The sequence below is a fragment of the Parapusillimonas sp. JC17 genome (genome assembly GCF_052180245.1).
Lineage (GTDB): Bacteria > Pseudomonadota > Gammaproteobacteria > Burkholderiales > Burkholderiaceae_B > Parapusillimonas.
The window spans coordinates 475,163-499,861 of sequence record NZ_CP197474.1; the positions used below are offsets into that span (position 1 = coordinate 475,163).

20 protein-coding genes are annotated in these 24,699 nt (G+C 57.8%); 7 read left to right on the plus strand and 13 right to left on the minus strand.

Annotation, left to right across the window (positions count from 1 at the left end; all coding sequences use genetic code 11):
- Positions 1–33: 33 nt before the first annotated feature.
- The 4 genes from ACSBPU_RS02280 to ACSBPU_RS02295 are packed head-to-tail and all read right to left on the minus strand — an operon-like array spanning position 34 to position 5,935.
- Positions 34–1,803, minus strand: a complete 1,770-nt coding sequence (locus tag ACSBPU_RS02280) for a hydantoinase B/oxoprolinase family protein (RefSeq protein ID WP_442595222.1) — start codon at positions 1,801–1,803, stop codon at positions 34–36.
- A 15-nt stretch (positions 1,804–1,818) separates the two neighbouring features.
- Positions 1,819–3,891 carry a hydantoinase/oxoprolinase family protein gene (locus ACSBPU_RS02285; RefSeq protein ID WP_442595224.1) on the minus strand — a complete coding sequence of 691 codons (2,073 nt, stop codon included), beginning with the start codon at positions 3,889–3,891 and terminating at the stop codon, positions 1,819–1,821.
- A gap of 30 nt (positions 3,892–3,921) precedes the next feature.
- Entirely contained in the window at positions 3,922–5,154 is a 1,233-nt protein-coding gene (locus ACSBPU_RS02290) for an NAD(P)/FAD-dependent oxidoreductase (protein ID WP_442595226.1), read from the minus strand.
- Between the two features lie 31 nt (positions 5,155–5,185).
- The gene (locus tag ACSBPU_RS02295; protein ID WP_442595228.1) at positions 5,186–5,935 is read right to left on the minus strand and encodes an IclR family transcriptional regulator; all 750 of its coding nucleotides are present in this window, start codon (positions 5,933–5,935) and stop codon (positions 5,186–5,188) included.
- 245 nt (positions 5,936–6,180) lie between these two features.
- Here ACSBPU_RS02295 and ACSBPU_RS02300 point away from each other — a divergent pair, with 245 nt between their 5' ends.
- Positions 6,181–6,438, plus strand: a complete 258-nt coding sequence (locus ACSBPU_RS02300) for a hypothetical protein (RefSeq protein ID WP_442595230.1) — start codon at positions 6,181–6,183, stop codon at positions 6,436–6,438.
- Positions 6,439–6,622: 184 nt separating this feature from the next.
- On the plus strand, positions 6,623–7,189 hold the full coding sequence (locus ACSBPU_RS02305) for a YceI family protein (RefSeq protein WP_442595232.1): 567 nt from the start codon (positions 6,623–6,625) through the stop codon (positions 7,187–7,189).
- Between the two features lie 80 nt (positions 7,190–7,269).
- Here ACSBPU_RS02305 and ACSBPU_RS02310 read toward each other — a convergent pair whose 3' ends face one another.
- From ACSBPU_RS02310 to pruA, 3 genes are all read right to left on the minus strand, one after another.
- On the minus strand, positions 7,270–8,043 hold the full coding sequence (locus tag ACSBPU_RS02310) for an aspartate dehydrogenase (RefSeq protein WP_442595234.1): 774 nt from the start codon (positions 8,041–8,043) through the stop codon (positions 7,270–7,272).
- The gene (locus ACSBPU_RS02315; protein WP_442595236.1) at positions 8,040–9,035 is read right to left on the minus strand and encodes a Bug family tripartite tricarboxylate transporter substrate binding protein; all 996 of its coding nucleotides are present in this window, start codon (positions 9,033–9,035) and stop codon (positions 8,040–8,042) included. Before ACSBPU_RS02315 ends, ACSBPU_RS02310 begins: the two co-directional genes overlap by 4 nt.
- 167 nt (positions 9,036–9,202) lie before the next feature.
- Positions 9,203–10,849 (minus strand): L-glutamate gamma-semialdehyde dehydrogenase, encoded by a 1,647-nt coding sequence (pruA, locus tag ACSBPU_RS02320; protein WP_442595238.1) that lies wholly within the window; start codon positions 10,847–10,849, stop codon positions 9,203–9,205.
- 198 nt (positions 10,850–11,047) lie between these two features.
- Between pruA and ACSBPU_RS02325 the strand changes: the two genes are divergently transcribed.
- A complete protein-coding gene (locus ACSBPU_RS02325; protein WP_442595240.1) occupies positions 11,048–11,707 on the plus strand; it encodes a GntR family transcriptional regulator in 660 nt (219 codons plus the stop codon).
- A gap of 215 nt (positions 11,708–11,922) precedes the next feature.
- Here the strand turns inward: ACSBPU_RS02325 and ACSBPU_RS02330 are convergent, their stop codons facing one another.
- The gene (locus ACSBPU_RS02330; RefSeq protein ID WP_442595242.1) at positions 11,923–13,278 is read right to left on the minus strand and encodes an NAD(P)/FAD-dependent oxidoreductase; all 1,356 of its coding nucleotides are present in this window, start codon (positions 13,276–13,278) and stop codon (positions 11,923–11,925) included.
- 70 nt (positions 13,279–13,348) lie between these two features.
- On the opposite strand from ACSBPU_RS02330, the gene ACSBPU_RS02335 reads away from it, so the two are divergent.
- Both ACSBPU_RS02335 and ACSBPU_RS02340 read left to right on the plus strand, forming a co-directional pair.
- The gene (locus tag ACSBPU_RS02335) at positions 13,349–14,203 is read left to right on the plus strand and encodes a VOC family protein (protein WP_442595244.1); all 855 of its coding nucleotides are present in this window, start codon (positions 13,349–13,351) and stop codon (positions 14,201–14,203) included.
- Between the two features lie 230 nt (positions 14,204–14,433).
- Positions 14,434–15,975 (plus strand): class I SAM-dependent methyltransferase, encoded by a 1,542-nt coding sequence (locus ACSBPU_RS02340; protein WP_442595246.1) that lies wholly within the window; start codon positions 14,434–14,436, stop codon positions 15,973–15,975.
- Positions 15,976–16,067: 92 nt separating this feature from the next.
- Here ACSBPU_RS02340 and ACSBPU_RS02345 read toward each other — a convergent pair whose 3' ends face one another.
- The 5 genes from ACSBPU_RS02345 to ACSBPU_RS02365 are packed head-to-tail and all read right to left on the minus strand — an operon-like array spanning position 16,068 to position 20,925.
- On the minus strand, positions 16,068–16,916 hold the full coding sequence (locus ACSBPU_RS02345) for a fumarylacetoacetate hydrolase family protein (protein ID WP_442595248.1): 849 nt from the start codon (positions 16,914–16,916) through the stop codon (positions 16,068–16,070).
- Positions 16,917–16,923: 7 nt separating this feature from the next.
- Positions 16,924–18,069 carry a CaiB/BaiF CoA transferase family protein gene (locus ACSBPU_RS02350; protein WP_442595250.1) on the minus strand — a complete coding sequence of 382 codons (1,146 nt, stop codon included), beginning with the start codon at positions 18,067–18,069 and terminating at the stop codon, positions 16,924–16,926.
- A gap of 41 nt (positions 18,070–18,110) precedes the next feature.
- Positions 18,111–19,085: a Bug family tripartite tricarboxylate transporter substrate binding protein gene (locus tag ACSBPU_RS02355; RefSeq protein WP_442595251.1), complete on the minus strand. Its 975-nt coding sequence runs from the start codon at positions 19,083–19,085 to the stop codon at positions 18,111–18,113.
- 57 nt (positions 19,086–19,142) lie between these two features.
- Positions 19,143–19,943, minus strand: coding sequence for an enoyl-CoA hydratase-related protein (locus ACSBPU_RS02360; protein ID WP_442595253.1), 801 nt, complete (start codon positions 19,941–19,943; stop codon positions 19,143–19,145).
- A 34-nt stretch (positions 19,944–19,977) separates the two neighbouring features.
- Entirely contained in the window at positions 19,978–20,925 is a 948-nt protein-coding gene (locus tag ACSBPU_RS02365) for a hydroxymethylglutaryl-CoA lyase (protein ID WP_442595255.1), read from the minus strand.
- 184 nt (positions 20,926–21,109) lie between these two features.
- Between ACSBPU_RS02365 and ACSBPU_RS02370 the strand changes: the two genes are divergently transcribed.
- Both ACSBPU_RS02370 and ACSBPU_RS02375 read left to right on the plus strand, forming a co-directional pair.
- Entirely contained in the window at positions 21,110–21,916 is an 807-nt protein-coding gene (locus ACSBPU_RS02370) for a GntR family transcriptional regulator (protein ID WP_442595257.1), read from the plus strand.
- 192 nt (positions 21,917–22,108) lie between these two features.
- A complete protein-coding gene (locus ACSBPU_RS02375) occupies positions 22,109–24,550 on the plus strand; it encodes a hypothetical protein (RefSeq protein WP_442595259.1) in 2,442 nt (813 codons plus the stop codon).
- Positions 24,551–24,699 lie beyond the last annotated feature (149 nt).

Genomic DNA, 24,699 nt, shown 5'->3' on the forward strand with positions numbered 1-24,699 from the left:
TCCTGTTTTTGACAGTTCTTGGAAAAATGGCTTTTAGGTGGGCAATCTTTGTGCTGCATAGGTTTGAGGGTCGACAGTTACCCCATACTGAGCCTCAGCCATGAAGAAAGAGACGAGGCCGGCTCGCACGTCTTCAACGACTGATTCAATAGGGCGCTGCCGTGGGTCGCCATAGCCTCCGCCACCGGGCGTATGGTGTGTCACCGTGTCGCCGGTCTGCAGAGGCTCAACATCGCCAATCGCATATGGCAATACCCTTTCCTCGTTGCTTCCCCGGTTTATGATCCATCGGCCTCCGTCACCAGGAAGACCTCCTTCAATACCTTGGGGCAGCGAAACCGATTTTTGCGATGTATGAGCGAGCATCGGTTGTTGTCCCAAGATTTGATACTCTAGGACTTGGCCGACACCTCCTCTATACCGTCCCGCCCCACCGGTATCGATTTGGAATTCTCTGCGCCGGTAGAGAACTGGAGTCTCGATTTCCAGCGCTTCCATGGGAGGAATATGGCAATTGGTAACGTGGCATGCCATCACATTGATGCCATCGCTTAACGCTGTAGCTCCTAGACCTCCTGGTACCACCTCGCCAAATAAGACGCGATTGCGTGTGGCTGGGTTTGTTACGTAAGTGAAGTTATAAAGGCAACCACAAGAGTCGGCCATTACACGCTCCGGCGCCGCTTTAGCCAAGGCGCCCATGACGAGATCCACGATGCTGTGGCACACGACCATCCGTTGGTAAACAGCAGCCGGCTTGCGCGCGTTTACCAAGGTTCCTGGTTCGGCGATAATTCTCAGGGGGCGTTTACATCCCTCATTACTGGGGATGTCGGAGCCCGTTATGCACCGCATGACGTAATAGATCGCAGAGAGCGTAGTCGCCAATGGGCTGTTAATCGGCCCGGCGATCTGCGGATCAGTACCGCTAAAATCGAAGGTCATTTCAGACCCTTGTTTGATGATTTTCAAGCGCAGGTAATGTGGTCCTCCTTCAGCGCCATCATCAAGTACGGGTTCCTCATGTTCGTATTCGCCGTCAATGATGGCGGAGATCTCATCGCGTGTTCTACGTTCGGAGAAATCCAACAGTGCATTGAAGCATTTGAGCATCTGCTCTTTACCGTACTTTTGAAATAGAGAATGGATATCGGACTGGGCAATACCTACACTCGCGATTTGAGAAAGCAAGTCGTTTTCCAAGGTGCCCGGCGTTCGAGTGTTGTTCAATACGATTTCTAGCACCTGTTTTTGCACGACTCCTGCGCACACCACTTTGACAGCGGGCAAGCGCAGGCCTTCTTGATAGATTTCGGTGCCCCACCCGCGCGTAGCCATGTTCATCCCGCCGATGTCCAGATGGTGGACCATAAGGCCAGAGAATCCGATCAATTGGCCTTCGAAAAAGAGCGGGCAATATGCGAGATAGTCATTTGTATGTGTTGCTGCAAGCGATTCATCTGCGATATACGGGTCATTGACGATCACGACATCGCCCGGCTTCCAGGTTTCTGGCGGCATCGTGTGTTTAAGAATGGTCTGTAGGCAAATCCCGACGGTATTGAGTTGGATGGGTGGGCCTGCCTCTTCCGCGAGCAACTGTCCTTTCGCATCGAGAATGGAGGCTGAGCAATCCTCCATCTCTTTCACAATGAACGAGATAGCTGATCGGATCATTCTACGAGTGATGCGCTGGGCAATCGCTACCAGGGCATTACGCACAATCTCTAGCGTAACGGGGTCTACGTCAATGGTATTGGTTTTGGCAACGGCAACGTCGCTGATGCTTTCACTGATGTCCATGTTTATTCCTAATGATCAGCTGTGGTGGCTCAGATGCGCATTCTTGAAAACATCAAATGAGCATGTCCAGTTCGGGGCTAAGTACAGCGTTGAGCCGGGGTACTCGATAATCGACGGACCGTCGATGCGCTGTTCGGGATGTAATTCCTCGAAGCTATAGACACCTAACGTTTCCCATCCCAGGTTGTGCAGATAGACGGCGCGCTGTGTCTTAGGGACGGGCTTTGTTGCTACAGGCGCATGGCGCGGCCAAAGTGCCTTTTGGACCGTTCCCATAGCGGTTATGCGCAGGTTTACCGCTTCGATGCTGCGTTCTTTCAGAAGATAGCCGTAAACTTTTTCGTGTTGTTGATTGAACCGCTCGTGTAGGCTGAGAAATGCGTCCGTAAAGTCCGAGTCGTTCAGAGGAAGGTTCAAATCGTAGTTCTGCCCCTTGTACCGAAGATCTATCGACGTGAAGAGCAGCGAGTCCGTAGGCACTATGCCTTCGGCTTGCAATGCGATGGCGGCTTGATTCTTAAGCTCCTCGACGGCATCACGCATTGTTTGAATGCTATCCGTGCAGAGGTCGATGACAAGAGTGCGAGCCATATCGTGCCGTACATCGGCGCATAGCAGGCCCATCGCCGACAGGTTTCCCGGTGCGGGGGGAATAACCACACGCTTAATGCTTAGCTCTTCCGCCAAGCGCGTGGCATGCAAAGCACCGGCGCCTCCGAATGCGAAGAGGGTAAAGTCACGACAATCAAGCCCTCTTTCCACCGAGATCAACTTTATCGCGTTCGTCATATGCGCTTCCGCAATTGACATGATTCCCAATGCCGCATCGGCGCAACTGATTCCCAATGGCTGAGCTATCTTGTCTTCGATAGCCTTCTCGGATTTTTCCGGATAGAGCGTTCGAGCGCCAGCAAGAAAAGTTTGGGGATTCAGTCGCCCGGTATATAGATTTGCATCCGTAACCGTCGGGTCCTCACCGCCTTGGCCATAGCATGCAGGGCCCGGGACTGATCCGGCGCTGTGTGGGCCAACACGCATGGCGGACCCTCCATCGATATAGGCAATGGAGCCGCCGCCCGCGCCGATCGTGACCATATCCAACGTAGGAATCAGTAGAGGGTAGTCACCGACTTTGCTTTGATGCACGAGCTGCGGTTCTCCGTTGGAAATCAGAGCAACGTCGGTACTTGTGCCACCCATATCCAGGGTGATGATGTTTTGGATGCCGCATTGCCGAGCCAACGCGGTGGCGCCCACGATTCCACCCATAATGCCCGAATGAGTGATTGCAGCCGGTACCTTGGAAGCGGATTGAAAAGTCGATAGTCCTCCGTTTCCGCGCATGATGTAGCAGCTTCCATTCAGGCCCTTCTCATTTGATGCGGTTGCGAGGCTGCTTAGGTGGTCGGTAATCGCTTTCTTGATGAGAGCGTTCACACATGTCGTGCTCGTGCGTTCATATTCGCGGAATTCACGCACAACATCACTTGACAGTGAGACGTCTATCTCGGGGCAAATTTCCTGCGCCATTTCGGCGATTCTACGTTCATGCGCCGGATTGGCATATGCATGAAGGAAGCACACGGCAAGACTTTTCACGCCGGTGCCGCGAACGTCTTCCAGCACTTTTCGGGCTTGGGTTTCGTCAAGTTCGGTGAGTACTTCTCCGGCGTAATTCATACGCTCCCGTACTACGAATCGCAGCTGCCTCGGCACGAGCGGATCCGATGCGCGCCAATGGATATCGTAAACATCGGGCTTGCGGGAGGCTCGTCCGATCTCCAGAACATCCCTGAAGCCTTCTGTTGTGATGAGAGCGATCTGGGCCCCTTTTTGCTCGACAATCAGATTCGTGACGAACGTGGTCGCATAGCAGAATCGGTTTAACTGGTGAATGTTCAGGCCACTGACTTCACAAATTTCAGTTAGTCCTTTTAAAATGCCGACATTCAGATCGGAAGGGGTAGTAGGGAGCTTTAGGGTTTTAACGATTTCGCCGTTGATCAATACGACGTCCGTGTGTGTACCCCCCGTGTCGACACCGACTGCGATTTGCCTCGTATGAGGACTTGCGAGTTCCTGCAACATGCGTGTTCCTGTAGGTTGATGATATAACGGTCAAAAGCGGGAATGGCGAAACGGGGCGGCGTCTATTGGAGGTTGTGCGTCTTCTATTAGCGCCTGTACTATCCGGGCCGTCATTGGCGCGCCGGTAAGTCCCGAGTGTCCATGTCCGAATGCATAGATAACGTTATGTGCAGTGGTAGCGCGGTCGACAATGGGAAGCGAGTCGGGCGTCGAGGGTCGGCTTCCCATCCAGAAGGTGGCGCCTTCGGTGTTGAGAGACGGGTACATCTCTTGTGCGCGGGTTAGTAGCGCTTCTGCACGCTTATAGTTCGGTGGTGCAGCAGCGTTGGCGATCTCGACAGTTCCAGATATTCGTACGCCGTCCCGCATGGGAGTAAGCCCGAACATATGATCGCGATTGCTTATCTTGATAGAGGGGCGTATGTTGGGTGCGGGAAGCATGACGTGGTAGCCGCGTTCGGCCTGTATGGATACCGAATCGCCAAGCCGACTCGCCATCGTTGCGCCGTCTATGCCAGTGGCAAGAACAAATGCCTGCGCATCATAGGAGCCGTTGACGCATTTTGCGCTGCGCGCAGCGCCGCTGGTTATCGAAAAGGACACGAACTCATCATTGATAATTCGTCCGCCATGCGCCCGGAACCTTTCTGCCAGCGCTTCGACTAACCGTAATGGATTCAGAGTGTGTCCATTCTCGGGGAAGTGCAACCCATTCTTATATATGGGGTTCAGATGTGGGTCTATGCGCTGGATTTCGGCACTGTCCAATCGTTCTGCTTTTACGCCGTGCTCTTCTCGCAAGGTTTTTGCCAGAATCTCTACAGGCCCGGAACGGTCGTTTTGCCATACATAGATTTGCCCGGTTTCTTCAATATGTTGTGAGTAGTCAGGCCCCAACATTTCCCGATAATCCATGAGCGCACGTCGATGGAGTGCCCTCAGCGCGTTGGAGTTTGCTCGTACTTTCTGGATGTCTTTGCCTTCTCTGATCCACCGAACCATCCAGGGGAGAGCCCTAGGAAGATGAGACCATCTGACTACTAAAGGCCCTAAGGGGTCGGCAAACCAGCGTGGCACCCGTCTGAGCATTCCTGGCAACGCGATGGGTACGCATAGGTCGGGACTGATGGCTCCGCCGTTTCCAAAAGAGCACCCCATTCCAACTGCTCCTTTGTCGAGCAATGTGACGTCGTGTCCCCCTTGCTGAAGTCTATAGGCAGTGCTCACCCCCACGATGCCTGCCCCAATAACAATGATACGCATGAGTTATCCAATATAAAGACGAAGATATTGCCTACGAAGGCAGGTCGGCACCGATTTCATTGCATGTATTCCGCAAGGCGTCTGTTATTGCCTGGGCTTTGGGTTTGAAGCGGCTCACGGGCGCGATCACACAGATCGCAGCAACGGTTTCACCTTTTTGATTTCGAACGCCTGCCGATACTCCGGCTGCGCCTATCACATGGCTATCTATCAGTGTTGCGTAGCCCTGTAGACGCACACGTCGGATTTCTTCAAGTAGTTGCTGCCCATTTGTGATCGTGGCGGGAGTAAGGGCTTTAAAGTGAGTCGTAGAAATATATGTATCAAGCTCATCGTCGCTTAACGCAGCGAGAAGTACCAAACCATTAGTGGTGGCATACGCTGCGCGGCTTCCGAGGTCGGCGTCATATCGCAAAGGGCTTGTGCTGGTTACCTTCTCTACGTATTCCATTTCGCGACTCGAAGTCAGCACTCCCAAGAACGTTGATTCGCCCGTTTGTTCGGTAAGTTCGGCCATATAGGGCTTGGAAGCTCGGATAAGGACGCCAAGTTCTCCTGCTACCCATCCGAACTCTGCATATCGTTTTGCAATCCGATACTCCCGCCCCAGCCGTTCAATGTATCCGCGTGCTTCTAGAGTGCTAAGTAGCATCGAAGCGCTGCTTTGTGGTATTTCGAGCGCGGCAGCGATATCGGTGACCCGCTTCGCGGCGGAGGGGCGGGACAGGTGTTCCAGAAGATCAAGAACTCGTGTTGCAGATTTAACTTGATTTGATCGCATATGTGATGTAATATCGCACTTATGATTAAGTAGCGATAGTCTAAGATGGGCTCATTGCATGCGCAAGCTTGCATTTGTAACTAATTGTTGTGTTTGACTTGGCGAGACGCCCAACGAGATGGGCCTTGTGGGCAATTTGGCTCAGTCTTTATTCGATTTGCACGGCACGCTATTTGCCTCATTGCACGGGGTCAGACCCCATGCGGGGTCTGACCCCCTCAACAGAATGCGCAGGGGGAAACACCATGATCAATCAGCAGAAAGGCAAATTTCCGGAGAAGATCGGGGATTTGGAGAGCATCAAAGATCTGAGTCCGGCCGGTGGCGCAGGCAAGCCGCAGGTCACGCCAGATCAGGACACGGCGAAGCAAGGCGCCAGCACGCCGGACGATGATCCCCGCGTGAACATCTCGACCGCCGACGACGTCGATATCGAGCCGGATGAGGAAGAGCAGAGCGATGAGCCGGCGCCGCCCATCATTCCGCCGGAGAAACCGGTATGAAATACGCTGAAATCACCTCATCCAGGCTTCTCTTGATCTAGATCACGTATACGGCGGAAGGAGGATTGCGGCTCGCCTGTGGATGGCTAGACTCGGAGGCATCAGACGCTGCATCGGCGTTTACGCTTGCAGCGTTACGTTGCTCCAGGCTGACGTTTCAGCCGCTTACACAGGGAAGCTCTCCATGAAGAAAACATTGCTTGCAGCCGCCATCCTGGCGGCTTCCGGCTTGGCCTATGGCCAGGAAGCCATTTACGATGTCGAGCCCACGCACACCTTCGTCCACTTCGAGGTCCTGCATTCCGGTACTTCCACCAATCGTGGGCGGTTCGATACGGTCGAGGGCACGATAACGATCGACCGGCAAGCCGGAAAAGGCAAGGCCGACATCGTGGTGCATCCGGGGTCGGTCAATACAGGCATAGAGTCCTATAACAATCATCTGCGCAACGAAGACTTTCTGGATGTCGCGGCGCATCCCACGGCCCGATTCGTGGGAGATGGCTTCGTGTTCGAAAATGGACGAGTCAAATCCGTATCGGGTACCTTGACTCTTCTGGGAAAAGCGCAGCCCGTCACGTTGAACGCGTTGCGTTTCAACTGTTACGACAATCCGCGTGAAAAAAGGGAGGCGTGCGGGGGCGACTTCGAAACCACGCTGACCCGCAGTGATTTCGGGATGAAGTTCGGGCTGCCCGGCATTCCGGATACGGTTCGTGTTCTCATACAGATAGAGGCGTTGAAGCGCTAGCAGGCTAGCAGGGGTCCGACCCTGTACAGGGTCGGACCCCGCACCGGACGCTAGGGTCAGACCCCATTCGGGGTCTGACCCTACAACAACAAATACGTCGACCCCAGCGCCGCCTGGGCAAGGCTGCCGGCGACGATGCGGGACGAGGGGGATGCATCCGAGATCCTCAGTCCGCTGACTTTGACGTCGAATGCGCCGAAGTGACCGCGCACGATGAGCTCATGCACGTTTGCGTTCAGGCCAGGGTCCACGTGCATTTCCACCCGCGTTCTGTCGAAGCCGATGCCGGCCAGGGCAATGGTGCCCGTCAGGTTGGCGTTCTTGGGAAACCGTTTGACGGCTTCGCGGGCGGAGCCGGAGAAGACGAGGCCTTGGTCGGGGATGTCGCCGTCGTAGTGGCCTCGCAAGGTACTGGGCGGCATGGTGCCACGGTAGAGCACGTCGTCGATGGGGGTGTGGCGCGCGGCGGCCAGTCCGTCTATGCCGACGATGGCGCCCGTGGGGAGCCGTATTTGCGATCGCATGGACCGTGCGGTGTCGACCAGGCGTGCACGAAAGATGTCGTCGGCCAATGCGCCGACCGAGGCGGGCACATAATGGGCTCCCGCTTGGATGACAGGCAGTGCATATTGGGCGGTTGCCGCTTGCCCGGCGCACTCCACCACGAGGTCCGGCTTCTGCGCAAGGAAGTCATGCAGCGAAAAAAAGCATTCCGCCGGCATGGCCTGGCCGGACTTGCTGCGAGCCAGGTATCCCACGATCTCCGTGCTTGCCGTGTGCTGGGCAAGATGCCGGCTCAGTTCCTGAGCCAGCGCGCCGCGTCCGATGATGCCGATGCGAAGCCGGGTCGTCATTGCTTGATGTTCTCCATGTCGGCAACCAATGCGCGCTGGGTCTCGATTTCCTCTTTCAGGAATGCGGTGAACTCCTGAGTGGAGTTCGGTTTGAACGCATCGACTCCCAGCGAGTTCAGGCGTTCGCTGACGGACGGATTTTGCATGGCCTTGTTCACGGCTGCATTCAGTTTTTCCACGACGTCCTTGGGCGTGTCGGCCGGTGCAAAAAGACCCAGCCACGAACTGAACTCATAGCCCGGCACGCCGGCGCCATCGACGGTGGGTACCCCGGGCAGCGAGGCCAGAGGCGTCTTGCCGCTTACGCCCAGCGCGCGCAGCGTACCGGATTGCACCTTGGTGACGGCTGATCCGGCGCCGGAGAACATCATTTCGACATGGCCGCCCGCCACGTCGGTTTCCGCCAGGCTGCTGCCTTTGTACGGCACATGCCGGAGCGATATCCGGCTCATCTTGGCCAGATGCTCCATGGCCAGGTGGTTGCTGGAGCCGATGCCGCCCGAACCGTAAGTGATCTCGCCCGGTTTGGCCTTGGCGGCCTGGATGATGTCTTGCACGGACTTGTAGGGCGAGTTGGCGGGCACGACCAGTACATTGGGAAGGGTCGCCACCTTGATGATGGGACTGAAGTCCTTCAGGGAATCATAGGGCGGGTCCTTGAGCAGCAAGGGATTGGTGACGTGCCCGGGCGCAGCCAGCAGCAGCGTGGTGCCGTCGTTTCGCGCGCGTGCCACGCTGACCGTGCCGATGACGCCATTGGCGCCTGCCTTGTTCTCGACGATGAAATTGCGACCCAGGTCTTTGGAAAGCTGCTCGGCCAGCACGCGACCAAGCACATCCGTATAGCCGCCGGCGGAGAAGGCCACGATGATGCGAGTCGGTCCTTTGGCCGCGTCGGTGTCCGCCCATGACGGCTGCATCGTGAAAGGCAGCGCCAAGCCGAGCGCCGCGCCGAATTTGAGTAATGCTCTTTTTTTGTTTGAACGAATCATGTTCTCTCCTTGTTGATTTGGTAGGGGTCCGACCCCATGCGGGGTCCGACCCCCTTTTGTGCGTTTAACGTTGGGTTGGGGTTGGACCCCGTACGGGGTCCAACCCCTCTGTCTGGCGTTCGATGTCGGGGTCGGACCCCGCATGGGGTCCGACCCCTTGAATCTTGTCACTCCATGTGCGGATATCGATATTGCGTAGCCGGTACGAAGGTTTCCTTCACCGTGCGCGGCGATACCCAGCGCAACAGGTTCAGGGCTGATCCGGCCTTGTCGTTCGTGCCGCTGCGGCGGGCGCCGCCGAAGGGTTGCTGGCCGACGACCGCGCCGGTGGGTTTGTCGTTGATGTAGAAATTGCCCGCGGCATGGCGCAGGGCGCTGTTTGCTTCCTGGAGGGCTTGGCGGTCCTGCGCGAAGACCGCGCCGGTCAGGGCATAAGGGCTGGTTTCATCGACGAGCCGGAGTATGTCGGTCCAGCGTGCGTCGTCGTAGACATAAAGTGACAGCACCGGGCCGAAGATTTCCTCTTGCATCAGCACATGCCCCGGGTCGTCGACCTGCACCACGGTGGGCGAGACGAAATAGCCTTTGCTGGAATCGGTTGTGCCGCCGATCAGGATGCTGGCGCCGCCGTCTTGCCGCGCCAGGTCGATGTAGCGCGCAATGCGGCGGAAGGCCTTTTCATCGATGACGGCGCCCATGAAGTTGGACAGGTCCTGCACGCTGCCCATCTTGATGTCGGCAACCAGCTCCAGCAGACGGGCGCGCACAGTAGGCCAGATCGATGCGGGAACATAGGCGCGGGACGCGGCGCTGCATTTCTGTCCCTGGTATTCGAAGGCGCCCCTTAGCAGCGCCACGGCGAGCGCTTCGACGTCGGCCGATGGGTGTGCAAGAACGAAATCCTTGCCGCCGGTTTCGCCCACTAGCCGCGGATAGCTCTTGTAGTTCTTCAGGTTCTGCGCTGCCTGCAGCCACAGCTGGTCGAAGACGGTGGTGGAGCCGGTGAAGTGCAGGCCCGCGAAATCGGGATGGCTGAAGACGCGCGCGCTGATGTCCGACGAATTGCCGGACACGAAATTGATGACGCCTGGAGGAAGCCCGGCTTCTTCCAGCAACTGCAGGAATAGATAGTTGCTGAGCGCCGCCGTGGCGGCGGGTTTCCAGATGACGGTATTGCCCATCAGCGCCGGTGCCGTTGCAAGATTGCCGCCGATGGCCGTGAAGTTGAAAGGTGTCACCGCGTACACGAAGCCTTCGAGCGGCCGGTGGTCGGTCAAGTTACGCATGCCCCGGGATGAGTTCGGCTGCTGGGCCGTGATTTCCTGTGCGAACTGCACATTGAAGCGCAGGAAATCGATGAGCTCGCAAGCGGAATCGATTTCCGCTTGCTGGACGGTTTTGCTTTGGCCGAGCATGGTCGCGGCGTTCAGGCGCTGCCGGTACTTGTCGGCCAGCAAGTCGGCCGCCTTCAGAAATACCGCCGAGCGGTCCTGCAACGACCATCGTGACCAGTCTTTGTGGGCTTTCATGGCAGCGTCGATGGCGAGCCCGATGTCTTTTTCTTCCGCTTGGCTGACCTTGGCCAAGGCATGGCCATGGTCGTGCGGAGAAACGAGCTTCGCCTGTGCAGCGGTTTCGACATGATCGCCGCCGATGACGAGCGGAATGCTGATCGCATTCTGGCTTTGGGATTCAAGTTCCTGTTGCAGGGCGCTGCGCTCGGGCGAACCAGGGGCGTAGCCAAGGATCGGTTCGTTTTGGGCTTTGAGGACAGGCCCGATTGCGCTGTCGAAGAGGGGAACACTGCTGGTCATTGCTGATGGGACTCACTGGCGAAGATTGATGAAGAGCTGCGGGGTGTCGTTTATTAGATATTATTTAACGAAATGGTATACGATTTTAAGGAACGTAATAAGTGCGCGTTTATACTAATACAGCGAAAAGGGGTGATGGGAAGGTATAGTACGGACGGGTTGCCGGCATGCCGGCTGGTCAGGGATTGAGCTGTTGATATGAAGAATGCTGCCAACAAGAAAACCACGGCGACGGATCGGGTCTACCAGGAATTGCGCAAACGGATCCTGGACGGCGCCTTGGCGGAAGGATCGCCGATACGCCAGGACGATATCGCCGCCGAGCTAGGCGTCAGCAAGATCCCGGTGCGCGAAGCGCTCATGCGTCTGCAGTCGGAAGGCCTGGTGTCGTTCACCCCCAATGCCGGCGCGACCGTCACTGTGCTGGCGGTCGCCGATTACGTGGAAATGCTCGATATGCGCATCGCGATCGAATGCCGGGCATTGGAACTCGCGGTGCCGAATATGGCCGCATCGGACATCGCCCATGCGCGGGCATTGCTGGATGCCTACCACGCCGCAATGACCGAGGCGGACTGGAGCGACCTGAACGCCCGTTTTCATGAATGCCTGTACGCACCCGCCAATCGGCCTCGGCTCGTTGCGCTGATCCAATCGGTGCAGGACCAGATGGGCAAGATCATGCGCCAGCGCGTCAGCGCGGTGGCGGGCCATGAACGATCGCACCGCGATCACGTGAAAATCCTGGATGCCTGTGAGCGTGGAGACGTCAACGACGCGGTGCTGCTGCTGAGACGGCACATCGAGCATACCCAACGGGAAGTCCAGGCTTATTTCCGGCGCAAGACGAAAGGCTAGGGGTCGGACCCCGTGCGGGGTCCGACCCCATCACAACAAGTAGCCGCGTTTCATCAAGGGGTCCGACCCCGCATGGGGTCGGACCCCAGCACATCAAGTCAGCGGTGTCTCAACAAGGGGTCAGACCCCGCATGGGGTCTGACCCCATCACATCAAGCCAACGGTGTCTCACGAAGGGGTCAGACCCCGTACGGGGTCTGACCCCACCCACCTGATCAGCGAGAACGGGCCTTGTCCATGTAATCCAGCATGCCGTTGTACTGCGTGGCCACGGCGACGCCAAGATGGCGGAAGGCGTGGAAGGCGAAGGGCTGTATCGGTGTCGGGCGCAGCGGCATTTCTTCCGCCGGCAATCCCAGCAGGCGTTCGCCCAGCAGCTTGCCGATTGCGGTTGAAACCGCGATGCCGCGGCCGTTGCAGCCCAGGGCGCAGATCAGGTTGTCGCCGGCTTCATGGATATGCGGCATGTGGTCCTTGGTGACCGCGAAATAGCCGCTCCAGGCATATTCCCAATCCAGAGGCCCCAGATGGCCGAACATCCGCTCCGCCGCCTTGTGCAGCTTGCGCACGATGAAATCATGGCTCAGTCCCGCGGTGGCGCCGGCCCCGCCCATGACCAAACGATGGTCTGGTGAAATGCGAAACGAAGTGAGCAACCGCCGTGTGTCCGAAGCGCAATGACGCTGAGGCAGGATGGTGTCCAGATGCTTTTTCGATAGCGGCGCCGTAGCGACTTGCGCCGTGCGCACCGGGACCATGGATGTCTTCAAGCCGCCTACTATGTCGTTCGCATACGCCGCGGTGGCAACGATGACTTGCGGCGCGGTCGCAGTTGCGCCATTGGCGCAGGTGAGCACCCATAGACCGTCCTTCTTGTGCATGGAGGCGACGGGCGAGCGGACATAGAGTCCGGCGCCCTGCAACTGCGCCGCCCGCGCCAGGCCGCGCGCATAGGCCAATGGGTTGATGCAGCCGCCGCGACGGTCGATCCAGGCAGACTGGAAAATAGGGGTGCCCAGCATGGGCGCGACGTCGGCAGGGGGAATCATTTCCGCCGGCGCGCCCAGTTCCGCCCAAAGCCGGCATCGCTCCTCGATCCGCTTGGCAGCGATATCCGTGTAGGCGGGCTGTATCCAGCCATGGCGTAACGGGGAACAATCGATGCCGTGGGCGGCGATGGTGTCGAATACCAGCCCGGGAGCGTCGCCACCCCAAAGCGCCAGCTTGCGGCCGGCATCCTGGCCGTAGCGCTGACGCAGCACGTCCGGGTCCCATTTGAATCCGGGGATGACCTGGCCGTTATTGCGTCCCGATGCGCCCCAGCCGGGCTCGACGGCGTCCAGCACCGCCACGCGCTTGCCTGCCAAGCGTAGCGTCAAAGCCGCCATCAAGCCGGTAAAGCCGCCCCCGACGATGGCCACATCGAAGTCATGCGCACCTTCCAATGAGGGGAAAGGCGGAAGCGGCGGCGTAATCGATGCCCAGAGACTATCGGGGAAGGCGGGCCGTTCTCCGGCCAGGAGCTGCGTGGAAGGCATGTTCGGATCGAGAATGAGAAGTCGGATTGACATGTTATCCTAAATCGGATCCAATCGTGCAAAAGATTAATCCGTTCAACTCCGCAGTATTCAGGACAGACTTATGACCGCCAAAGTAGGAAGGGTAGACCACCCCGTCGTCGCCGTGCGCGATCTGCAACAGACTCGCGCCCAATATCAGAAGCTGGGCTTCGTGGTTCCACCCAGTGGCAAGCATCAGGAATGGGGAACGGAGAATCTGTGCATCATGTTTCCCCACGACTATCTGGAAATCCGCGGCATCGGCGACCCCGGCAAGTTTCTCGCGGGCGTGGACAAGTTCCTGGAAAAAGGCGAAGGGCTGTACAGCGTGGCCTTCAACGCCAAGAATGCCGATGAAAGCTACCAGGCGGGCATCGCGGCGGGTCTGGGCATAGAGCCGCCCAAGGACCTGAACCGGAAGCTGGTTCTCGAGGACAAGACCCTGGACCTTTATTTCCGTACGGTCATGCTGGATCACCGGCTTTACCCCGGGCTGACTCACGCCAATCTATGCGAGCATCTGTCCTCCGACACGTTGCGGCAACCGGGCTGGATGGACCACCCCAACGGCGTGACCGGCTTCGGCCGCCTGGTGGGCGTGGTGTCCGACTTCGACGAGGCCGAGGCGGCCTACGTCAAACTGCTGGGCGCTGACAACGTGCATCGCAGCGCCGAACGCATTCATCTGAACTTCGGCGAAGGCGCGGACATAGAGCTGATTTCGCCCGACGAGGCGGAACGGCGTGGCGACGCGCAGCAGAGCCTGGGCAACGCCTATCTTGCTTCCGCCACCTTGCTGGTAAAGGATATTGCGCAGACCGAGGCGTGGTTCGTCGATCACGGAATCCGCTTTGACAAGGTGGATGACCGAACCCTGGCCGTGGACCCCCGCGACGCTTGCGGCGCGCATCTGTATTTCAGGGGACAGACCCCGTAGGGGGCCTAACCCCATCTCCGCCGCCGCGGGGTCAGACCCCGCATGGGGTCTGTCCCCGTCTCCGCCGTCCCGGGGTCAGACCCATGGGTCTGACCCCACCTCCGCCGTTCCGGGGTCAGACCCCGCATAGGGTCTGACCCCTCAGCCCCCCGCCCGGTTCTCATTGACGATCCTGGAGTCCACCCGTTAGAGTAGCGGACGGATTTTCGATACGCCTAGAAGGGATAATAATGAGCAATTGGAGCGCGGGCTATGTGGCTGACATCGGCTACACCTATGGGTACTACACTGAACTGAATCCCCTGCGGGTGGGCTTGGCTTTCTTGAACGCCGGGCTGTCCATGCCCGAAGTGGGTCACGCTTGTGAGCTGGGATTCGGGCAAGGGCTCAGCGCCAATATCCATGCCTGCGCCTCCGTGGTGAAATGGCATGGCACCGATTTCAACCCTGCCCAGGCGGGGTTTGCGCAGGAACTGTCCGCCGTGTCGGGATCGGGGGCGGCGCTGCACGATGATGCTTTCGCCGAATTCGCCAATCGCCCGGACCTTCCCGATTTCGACTACATCGGGCTGCATGGCATCTGGAGCTGGATCAGCGATGAGAACCGCGCCGTTATCGTGGATTTCATCCGCCGCAAGCTGAAGGTGGGCGGCGTGCTTTATATCAGCTACAACACCTTGCCAGGCTGGGCGGCATTTGCGCCGATGCGCCATCTGATGGCCGAGCACGCGGAAGTGCTGGGCGCCGAAGGCCGCGGCATCGTCAGCCGGATCGACGGCGCCATTGAGTTCGCCGAAGGGCTGCTGGCCACCAACCCCCTGTTCTCCAGGGCGAATCCCTTGGTCGGCGAACGCATCAAGAAGCTGAAGGAACAGAATCGCCATTACCTGGCGCACGAATACTTCAACCGCGACTGGCACCCCATGCACTTTGCCACCATGGCCGAATGGCTGGAGCCCGCCAAAGTCCAGTATGCATGCTCCGCCCACTACCTCGACCACATCGAGGCGGTGAATCTATCGGCGGAGCAGCAGGCTTTCCTCAAGGAGATCCCGGATCCCATGTTCCGTGAAAGCGTGCGCGACTTCATGGTGAACCAGCAGTTCCGGCGCGATTACTGGGTGAAGGGGGCCCGGCGCATTACTCCGTTCGAACAGGCGCAGGCCCTGCGGCAACAGAAAGTGATGCTGGTCACGCCAAGGGCGGACGTCTCCATGAAGGTCAATGGCGCGCTGGGCGAAGCCACGTTGAATGAAGGCGTCTACGTGCCCTTGCTGGACGCGCTGGCCGACCACAAGACGCGTACGCTGGCTCAACTGGAGCAATCCTTGTCTGAAAAAGGCGTGACATTCGCGCAGATCATCCAGGCGATCATGGTACTGGTCGGGGCGGGAACGCTGGCGGTGGCCGCCGCGGAAGACAATCAGATAAGCAAAGCCAGGAAACACACCGACAAGCTGAATGCGCATTTGATGCTCAAAGCCCGCAGCATGGGCGACATCAGCTACCTGGCCAGCCCCGTCACCGGCGGCGGCGTGATGGTCGGCCGCTTCCAGCAGCTCTTCCTCCTGGCGCTGTCGCAGGGCAAGAAACAGCCTGCCGAATGGGCACAATACGCATGGCAGATCCTGGCCGCGCAAGGCCAGAAAATCGTCAAGGAAGGCGCCACCCTTGAAACGGCCGAGGAAAACCTGGCTGAACTTACCAATCAGGCCACCGCCTTTGCACAGAAGCAACTGCCTGTGTTGAGGGCACTGCAAATTGCGGGGTAGTTGGAGTTGGGGTCGGACCCTGTAGGGTCCGACCCTTTGTGCCGCCGAGGGGTCAGACCCCGTACGGGGTCTGACCCCTCAGGGTTTCGAGGCTACCTTGCTGCACTTACTTCTTGCCGCTGGACGCCGAGCCCAGTGCCGCCCAAAGTCACCACATCTCCCGCGTTCAAGTAGCGCGGAGGGTTGAAGCCCATGCCTACACCGTGAGGTGTGCCTGTCAATATAACGTCTCCGGCGTCAAGCGTCATGACTTGGCTGCAATAGCTGACAATCTGAGCGCAGCTAAAAATCATGTTGGAGGTATGCCCGGCTTGCATGCGTTCACCGTTGACATCAAGCCAGAGTTCAAGCTGTTGGGGGTCGGCTATCTCATCGCAGGTGGTAAGGTAAGGCCCGAGTGGGCCAAAAGTATCGAACCCTTTGCCTTTGCTCCATTGTCCGCCGCTGCGTTCCATTTGATAGCTACGCTCGGACACGTCATTGGCAAGCGTGTATCCGGCTACGTACTTCAACGCATCTTCTTCGTTTACCCTGCGCGCCTGTTGACCAATGACGATGGCAAGTTCAACTTCCCAATCCACCTTGGAGCAGCCAGGCGGAATGCTGATCCCGTCGTTTGGTCCCACAATGCTGCTATGCCACTTTGTAAACATTATGGGCTCGGATGGTAGCGGAAGCTTCGCTTCTTTGGCATGGTCATGGTAGTTGAGTCCAATGGCAACGATATTTCGCATCCCGGTCCAAGGCGTCCCTAGGCGGACAGAGTTGTCGATGATAGGAAGGAGGGCGGAGTCGATGGCCTTCAAGGCTTGCAGACCTGCAGGTTGCAAAGTCTTTATGGAAATATCATCGAGGATCCCAGACAGATCCCGGATATTTCCGCTGTCATCCAGCAGGCCAGGGCGTTCAGCGCCCGCTGGTCCGTAGCGTAAAAGTTTCATGGTGTCACTAATTTTCTTGGTAGGGTGCAAAAACTTCGGCGGTATGTTCGCCCAGTTTTGGCGCGGGTCGACGAAAAGGAGGGCGGCTATGGTCAAAGGCAACAGGCAAGCCCAATATTTTCCCCATGCCATCGGGGGAGTCTTGGAACATGTCCAGCGCGAGCGCATGGGGATCGCTCACGACTTCATCGATGGTTTTGATTGGGCTGCACGGAACGCCGGATGCCTCCAGCAGGGCAAGCCATGAGTCGGATGTCCCGGACTTCAGAATAGGTTCCAGTATGTCCAGCAAAGCAGCCTTATTTGCCACACGTCCCTTATTGGAAGAGAATCGTGCATCAGTGACCAGGTCCACACGATTAATCGCACGACACAATTTCTTGAAATTATTGTCGTTGCCAGCGGCGATCATGATGAAGGAGTCGGCGGTGGCAAAAGCCTGGTAGGGCGCCATCATCGCGAGGCCGGAGCCTTCGCGCTTCGGTACCTCGCCCGAAGCGTCAAATGAAGCATACTGGACAGTCAACCAGCCTAGAGCGGTTTCAAATAGCGACGTATCTACGACGCCGCCAAATCCCGTGCGAGTCCGTTCCCGGCAAGCCGCCTGAATCCCGATTACCGCCCACATTCCAGCTGCCATGTCAGTGATAGACACGCCCACCCGCACGGGAGGCCTACCTTCTTCCCCCATGATACTCATAATGCCTGTGTACGCTTGCATCAATGGGTCGTATCCCGGCCTGTCCCGCTTCGGGCCAACACGTCCAAAAGCGCCGACATTGCAATACACAAGTTCCGGTTTTGCCGAAAGCAACTCGTTTGCACCAAAGCCAAGCTTTTCCATGGCGCCGAATTTGAGATTATGCAGTACTACATCGGCTTGATCGAGTATGAGGCGTCGAAGGAGCTCTGCGTCCTTCTGGTCCTTCAGATCTAGTGAAACGCTGCGCTTCCCCCTATTGAGGGATTGATAGACCGCTGAGGTCTCGCCCCGGAATGGCGGCATTCCTCGGGTGTAGTCGCCGGTATCCGGGTTTTCGACCTTGATGACATTTGCTCCCAACTCCGCCAATATCATTCCGGCATACGGAGCGGCAACGGTATGGCCGATTTCAATGACGGTAATCCCTTGCAGGGGCTGTGTCGATAACATGGCTTGCCTCTAGTATCTGAATATTTGGGCGCTCAAAGAGCCTATTGCACACTGATCTTCGCTTGAGTAATGATGCTTTTGTATTTATCGGTCTCGGCGGCAATGAATGCCTTGAGATCACCCGGCTTTTTAGGAGCGATCGTGATCGCTTGCTGTGCAAGGTTTTTCTCCAGCTCCGGATTACGCAAGACGGCCTGTATTTTTTGTTGAAGCGTTTCAGCGATATCCGCCGGTATTGAGGCTGGCGCAAATATGCCGTACCACGTTTCTATCGTTATGTCGTTCAGGTCCGGCGTTTCGGCGATTGCGGGGATGCCGGAGGCGAACGCTGTGCGTTCGCTTGAGCTAATGGCATATGCTTGAACCTTGCCTGCCTCGATGAGCTTGCTTACCGATGCGAGTGTGGCGATGCCCAGATCTACGTGGCCGCCGGCCAGGTCGGAAACCAGAGGACCCGCACCGCGATAAGCGACATGGGTAAACGATGCGTTGGTTCGCAACTTGATGATTTCCCCGACCAGATGCTGGATGGTTCCTACGCCCGACGTGCCATAGTTGATGCCTGTTCCTCCGTGCTTGGCCATCCGGATTACCTCACCCATGTTCTTGGCAGGCAAGCCCGGTTTTCCAACGATAACGATGGAGCCTGTGCCTATGGATGCCAGCGGCGTAAAGTCACGTGCTGCGTCATAGGGCAGCTCGGGGCGCAGCAGCTTGTTGATCAGTAATTCGGAGTTCGCGCCAAGAAGCAGCGTGTAGCCGTCGCCGGAGGCATGCGCCGCTCTTTGCACACCTGTTGCTCCGCCTCCGCCGCCTACATTCTCCACAACAACGGAAACGCCCATTTCTTCGCTTAAGAACGAAGCTAACTGACGTCCGACAATATCGGATGATCCTCCGGGCGCATAGGGCACGATGAGCTTGATTGGCTTGTCGGGATAATTGGCCCATGCGCCGGCGGTTGCGAGTATCAGGGCAGGGAGGGCTGCGAAGCCAAGAAGTTTGGACCAGTTCATGTTTGTCTCCATCCAGGTCAAAAAATGAGGTGTAGTTTTTTCCAGATAAGTCGACGCCTACCGACCCGTAAAGCGCGGCGGACGCTTTTCATTGAAGGCGAGGACGCCTTCCTTGCGGTCTTCCGATGGGATGACTTTTTCGTAGGCTTGTACTTCAAGCATCAGCCCTGTTTTCAAGTCGGTTTGCATGCCATGGTGAATGGCCTTCTTGACCTGGGCTACCGAAATGGGTGCGTTAGCGCAAATGCGCCCCGCTAATGCGAGTACAGTGGGCATGAGCTCGTCAGGAGAGCAGACTTCATTCACCATGCCCCAGTCGCTTGCTTGTTGAGCTGTAAATGGTTTCGCGCTCATGATGAGTTCTTTGGCCCTGCGTTCGCCGACAGCCCTTGGCAGGTTCTGAGTGCCTCCGACTCCGGGGATGATGCCTAGACTGGTTTCCGTCAACGCAAAAGTGGCAGTGCTTGACGCATAAATGAAGTCGCAGGCCAGCGCCAGTTCGCAGCCTCCGGCGTATGCGAAACCATTTACTGCGGCGATGATTGGTATGGGGCAGTCCATGACGGCGTAGAAGGCTTCTTCGAAGATGGCGTGTTGAAGCCGCCAGGACTCTTCCGACATTCCTTTGCGCTCTTTTAGATCTCCGCCTGTGGAAAAAGCTTTCCGGCCGGCACCTGTTATAACGATGCAACGCAATTCGCCGGGCGTGAAGCGCAAAGGCAAGAAAAGACTTCTTAGGTCTTCTCCCATTTGGGTATTTACGGCGTTATGGACGTCGGGGCGGTTAAGAGTGATAAGAAGCAGGCCGTTGGGCTGTACTTCGCAGTGCAGCGTTTCGTATTGCATGGTTTTCGTCATGGTGTTGTCGTAATAAGTGGGCTTTCGTTGCGCGCTACGCTGCATTGGCGTTGGCGGATGCCGGGTACACAAAGCCGCGCGGCAGGCCTGCGCGTGCAATAGCTCCATGTAGTTCTATATCGGGCAGTGCTTCAGTGACGATCTGTCGGACAGCAATAAGCTTGTCGATATCGACTCCGGTAGAGAAGCCCATTGCTTCAATCATGAAACAGGCATCTTCCATAACGATGTTTCCGCTGGCTCCGGGGGCGAAGGGACAGCCGCCCAACCCGCCCAAGGAAGCGTCGAACAAGCGGATTCCGCAATCTATAGCTGCGACAACGTTGGCTAGGCCGGTGCCGCGAGTGTCGTGGAAATGGGCTGCGATAGGAAGCTGTCCCAGCTCTTTCGAGACAGCCGAGAATACTTGCCGAACCAATGTTGGATTGGCGTACCCCACGGTATCCGGAATAGTGATTTCATCGGCTCCCGCCTCGGCCAGGGCTACGGCAACACGGACGACCTCGGAAACGGCGATGGAGCCTTCATATGAACACCCCAGCGCGGTTGCAAGTCCTCCGCATACTTTCGGGCGGGCTTCCGCGGGCAGGCGTTTGGCCAAGGCAACGACGTTCTTGAAGTCCTCCAGGGATTCGGCGCGGCTTCGTCGCACGTTCTTTAGATTATGCGTTTCGCTTACCGAGACCACGAAGTTCAGCTTATGGGCTCCAAGGTCGAACCCTCGTTCGGCTCCGCGCAGGTTGGGTATCAACGCCGATACCGTCAAGCCAGAAATACGTGTGGCTTTGACGGTGACCTCTTCCGCATCGGCAAACTGAGGCAATATACGAGCAGGCGCGTATGACGTCACTTCGATTTCTTGTATGCCGGCCTCCGCTTCGGCCTTTATCCAAGCCAGCTTATGCTCGGTTGCCATGAAGCCGGGATGAATTTGCAGGCCATCCCGCAATCCTACTTCCCGCAAAATAATGTCTCTTGCCATCGTATTGCCCTAAGGTTGATTTACATCGAGCCGACAAGCGGTAACAATGCTTCGGTTATAAAAACGACGTCCCCAAGCAGGGTAAACATGTCGGTCTTGTAAATTTAATTGTACGTACATAAAGATTGTTGTGAAAGATGCTAACGTACGTACAATTAATTTGCAATTGATTTTTGGAGTTCTAATGTTGAAGGATCTCGCCCGTAAGGCGTCGGATTCCGCCGAGAATATGGAAACCAACAACCGGGCGCCAAGCCGCTACGCTTGGCTCCATCAATGTTTGTTGCACGACATCAGCTCGGGACGGTATCCGGTTGGTTCGCTACTACCGACCGAGGCAGAGCTAAGCAAGGCTTACGGGGTCAGTCGTCATACGGTGCGTGAAGCAACGCGAAGGCTGGTAGATTGCGGAATGATCCGGCGCCAGCCACGCCGTGGGACGGTGATTATTTCTGATCGTCCGCGTATGGAGCAGCCGATTCTCGCCGCAGCACTGGGATCCATGAAGGAATTCATGGAATACACCGACCGAACAAGCCTAGAGGTGTTTCGTGAAGAGCGCGTAACGGTGAAGGAAGACGAGGCGCGGCGAATGAGTTGTGAACCGGATTCCAACTGGGTTGTGTGGCATGCCAACCGCCGTTTGGTCGACCAGGGCACTATCATTACTTACACGCGAGCCATGCTGCGACCTGAGTTTGAAAGGATCAAGGAAACGCTGCACGGTCATCATCCCAGTATTCTGCGCCAACTGGAAGACGACTACGGTCAAGAAGTCGTGAAGATCGACCAGGAGATCGAAGCGGCATTGATGCCTGATATCGCACTACCTCGGCTTGAGCTTCCGGAAGGCAGCCTGGCTCTCAGAATCATTCGATCATATCGCGACAAGCATGAACGATTGCTGACGCTATCCGACAATTACCATATAGCTTCGAGCTTTAGACTGCTGACCACATGGGTCAAAGGGTCGGGTACGGCGCAGGACTAATCCATTTTCTATTAAGTAAGGGGTCAGACCCCGTACGGGGTCTGACCCCAACGCCGTAGCTCCGGGGTCAGACCCTATAGGGTCTGACCCCACATCCCAAAGTCCTAGTCCACATGGCGAATTTATTTCGACGCCAATCTACGTAAGATCGTTGCACTGTAGCTTCTATTTCTGTGCCCTTGCGTGGAGGCGATGATGGCTGCGAATCTTTCGTTGTTCAATGAGCCGTGGTACCTGGAGCAGAACCCCGATGTCGGCGAGGCGGTAGACCTTGGCTTGATGACGGCCCGCCAGCATTTTGATCTGTATGGCAATGCCGAAGGGCGGTCCCCGGGCCCCTTGTTCAACACCGGCCAGTATCTGACTGCCAACCCCGATGTCGCTGCAGCGGTCGATCGGGGCGACATGACCGCTTACGACCACTTCATCCTCTATGGCGCGGGGGAGGGCCGCTCGCCGCTGGATCTCTTCGATGTGGCGTTCTATCTTCAGCAGAACCGGGATGTCGCCGCGGCGGTCGAGCAGGGCGTCATGTCGGCGACCGAGCATTTTCTGCTTTATGGCCAGAATGAACGGCGATACATCAATCCCGCCATCGATCTTGGCGCATACCTGGATGCGAATCCCGACGTGGCGACCGCCGTGGGCGCGGGGCAGACCTCGGCGATCGCGCATCTGATCACTTACGGCATCTTTGAAGAGCGCGACCTGGGCCGCGGCGTGGATCTGTGGCTGTTTTCCGAGGATCCGGTATTCCAACAGGCCTTGGAGTCCGGCGATGCGTTTTCGGCGTTGGCGCGCGTGGCGCAAGTTGCGCCGTTCCTGCCCGAGTTCGAGTCCCCGCCAGATTGGGTACCGCCATCGGACTTGCCCATCCCGCTGGACTTCGTACCGCCGGAAGGAGTAAAGCTGGTGATCCCGGATGGCGTGGAAATTCCTCCCGGTACGGTCCTGCCGCCCACGTTCGAACTGCCAGGCGAGGGCCTCGGCACACCCGAAGAGCCGCTGCAGCTGAGCCTGGACGATTCGCCGTATCAACTGCCCGACGCGCCGAATTATGTGATCTTGCCGGACTTGCCCAATATGGATGCCGACGGCCAGTTCATCGTCACGGGCGGCAGCGACGAGGACCAATTCTATGCATTCAGTTCCGCCGCAGTGAGCCGGGGCCTTACTTTGGATGGCGGAGCCGAATGGGACGCGCTGTTCGCGACCCTTGACGCGCAGGCGGACCCGGCATCCTCCGCGAGCATGGCGCCCTCGATCAGCAATGTCGAAATATTGTTCCTGAAAGCGGAGCCTGCCGCCGGCACCAGCGCGGGAATCTACCTGAGCCGGGCGACCGGCATGGAAGAGATCTGGAACGACGCTTCGGCGGCCGACCTCGTGGTTGCCGATGTACGCGAGCCTGTGTTGATCGGGGCGTCCGACGTGTCCGACAGCGCCTACACGGTGCGCTACCACGCCGACGCGGCGCTGCTCGGCCAGCAGCAACTGGGCATGATCAACAGCACGCTTACCGTCCTTGCCATCAGCATGCTGGGCGCGGGCAATACGGTGGCAAGCGCCAACATCGCCAGCCTGTCCATTGATATCGACGGCGACAATTCGATCGGGTCGTTTGGTGAACTTCTTGCCGACAGCCTGCAGAGCATAACCATAGACGGCAGCGGCGACATTGCGCTTGGGCTCGCCGGCGTCAAGGCGGACATCGCTCTGGGCGACGACGTAACGCTGGTGCTGAGCATGGCGGACGCAGCCGAGTTCAACGACTGGATCGGCTACGATCACACGAACACCATTTCCGGCAACGGCATGGTGATGGTCGACGGCGCAGCCACCGACCTGCTCGGCACCGGGGAAGTCAATCTGATGGATATTTCGACCTGGATCGAGTTCACGGACAACGTGCTCGAGCTGCAGGACGATGGACTCATCTTCGTACTCAACTCGGACTCCGTATCGGGAGGCGAGTTGACCATACGAGGGAACGGCTTGGACGCGATGGCGGAATCCGTCGAGTTGCGGGGAACTGCGGCGGACGATGACATCGACGTCCAAGGCATGGCGACCGAAAATGGCGCCATCCTGATTTCCATTGGAAACTTGGGCGCCGACACGCTAAGCCTGGGCGCCGCAGGCGCGGCGATGGACCGCGTGGCGTATCTCAGCCATGACGACGGCGGCGAGACCGGCGACGTCATCAACGGCTTTGATACAGCGCAGGACAAGCTGGTCTTCCGCCAGGACGGATTCGGCCCCGAAGGCCAGAATCTGGAGGCCGGCGGAACCATGTCCGTGTCGGGCACCGCCAGCGCCGCGGCGAACTTCGACCTTGCCAGCCTGCCCGCCAACTTCAGCGGCATCATCCGAATCACGGATGCCGCAAACGATCCCGCCGCCACCGCGAACGCAGCGCTGACCGGCGCGCGCAACGGCATTCAAGCCATCCTGCTGATGGAAGTGGATGGAGACACGCAAATCCAATACTGGAACGACAGTGTTGCCGCGAACTCCAACGTCGACGCGGGCGAACTAACCTTGCTGGGCACTCTGGTGGGGGTTGCAGACGCGGCCGCAGTCGAAGGGATGTCGCGTACGGGGATGAGCCTGGAACTGGTTTATGCGGTGTAGGGGTCAGACCCTATAGGGTCTGAGCCTGCAGAGTGTAGGGTCTGACCCCGCTCCGCCCGCTGCTGTGGGGTCAGACCCCGTACGGGGTCTGACCCCAAAACCTGCCCTTCATCGCCACCGGGGTCAGACCCCGCATGGGGTCTGACCCC

What these genes read in the sequence shown, in the direction of transcription:
- ACSBPU_RS02325 (WP_442595240.1), top strand. Translation starts at nt 11,048, where the DNA reads ATGAAGAATGCTGCCAACAAGAAAACCACGGCGACGGATCGGGTCTAC.
- ACSBPU_RS02330 (WP_442595242.1), bottom strand. Translation starts at nt 13,278, where the DNA reads ATGTCAATCCGACTTCTCATTCTCGATCCGAACATGCCTTCCACGCAG.
- ACSBPU_RS02290 (WP_442595226.1), bottom strand. Translation starts at nt 5,154, where the DNA reads ATGCGTATCATTGTTATTGGGGCAGGCATCGTGGGGGTGAGCACTGCC.
- ACSBPU_RS02285 (WP_442595224.1), bottom strand. Translation starts at nt 3,891, where the DNA reads ATGTTGCAGGAACTCGCAAGTCCTCATACGAGGCAAATCGCAGTCGGT.
- ACSBPU_RS02375 (WP_442595259.1), top strand. Translation starts at nt 22,109, where the DNA reads ATGATGGCTGCGAATCTTTCGTTGTTCAATGAGCCGTGGTACCTGGAG.
- ACSBPU_RS02355 (WP_442595251.1), bottom strand. Translation starts at nt 19,085, where the DNA reads ATGAACTGGTCCAAACTTCTTGGCTTCGCAGCCCTCCCTGCCCTGATA.
- ACSBPU_RS02305 (WP_442595232.1), top strand. Translation starts at nt 6,623, where the DNA reads ATGAAGAAAACATTGCTTGCAGCCGCCATCCTGGCGGCTTCCGGCTTG.
- ACSBPU_RS02280 (WP_442595222.1), bottom strand. Translation starts at nt 1,803, where the DNA reads ATGGACATCAGTGAAAGCATCAGCGACGTTGCCGTTGCCAAAACCAAT.
- ACSBPU_RS02310 (WP_442595234.1), bottom strand. Translation starts at nt 8,043, where the DNA reads ATGACGACCCGGCTTCGCATCGGCATCATCGGACGCGGCGCGCTGGCT.
- ACSBPU_RS02345 (WP_442595248.1), bottom strand. Translation starts at nt 16,916, where the DNA reads ATGAAACTTTTACGCTACGGACCAGCGGGCGCTGAACGCCCTGGCCTG.
- ACSBPU_RS02370 (WP_442595257.1), top strand. Translation starts at nt 21,110, where the DNA reads ATGTTGAAGGATCTCGCCCGTAAGGCGTCGGATTCCGCCGAGAATATG.
- ACSBPU_RS02360 (WP_442595253.1), bottom strand. Translation starts at nt 19,943, where the DNA reads ATGACGAAAACCATGCAATACGAAACGCTGCACTGCGAAGTACAGCCC.
- ACSBPU_RS02340 (WP_442595246.1), top strand. Translation starts at nt 14,434, where the DNA reads ATGAGCAATTGGAGCGCGGGCTATGTGGCTGACATCGGCTACACCTAT.
- ACSBPU_RS02295 (WP_442595228.1), bottom strand. Translation starts at nt 5,935, where the DNA reads ATGCGATCAAATCAAGTTAAATCTGCAACACGAGTTCTTGATCTTCTG.
- ACSBPU_RS02315 (WP_442595236.1), bottom strand. Translation starts at nt 9,035, where the DNA reads ATGATTCGTTCAAACAAAAAAAGAGCATTACTCAAATTCGGCGCGGCG.
- pruA (WP_442595238.1), bottom strand. Translation starts at nt 10,849, where the DNA reads ATGACCAGCAGTGTTCCCCTCTTCGACAGCGCAATCGGGCCTGTCCTC.
- ACSBPU_RS02300 (WP_442595230.1), top strand. Translation starts at nt 6,181, where the DNA reads ATGATCAATCAGCAGAAAGGCAAATTTCCGGAGAAGATCGGGGATTTG.
- ACSBPU_RS02365 (WP_442595255.1), bottom strand. Translation starts at nt 20,925, where the DNA reads ATGGCAAGAGACATTATTTTGCGGGAAGTAGGATTGCGGGATGGCCTG.
- ACSBPU_RS02335 (WP_442595244.1), top strand. Translation starts at nt 13,349, where the DNA reads ATGACCGCCAAAGTAGGAAGGGTAGACCACCCCGTCGTCGCCGTGCGC.
- ACSBPU_RS02350 (WP_442595250.1), bottom strand. Translation starts at nt 18,069, where the DNA reads ATGTTATCGACACAGCCCCTGCAAGGGATTACCGTCATTGAAATCGGC.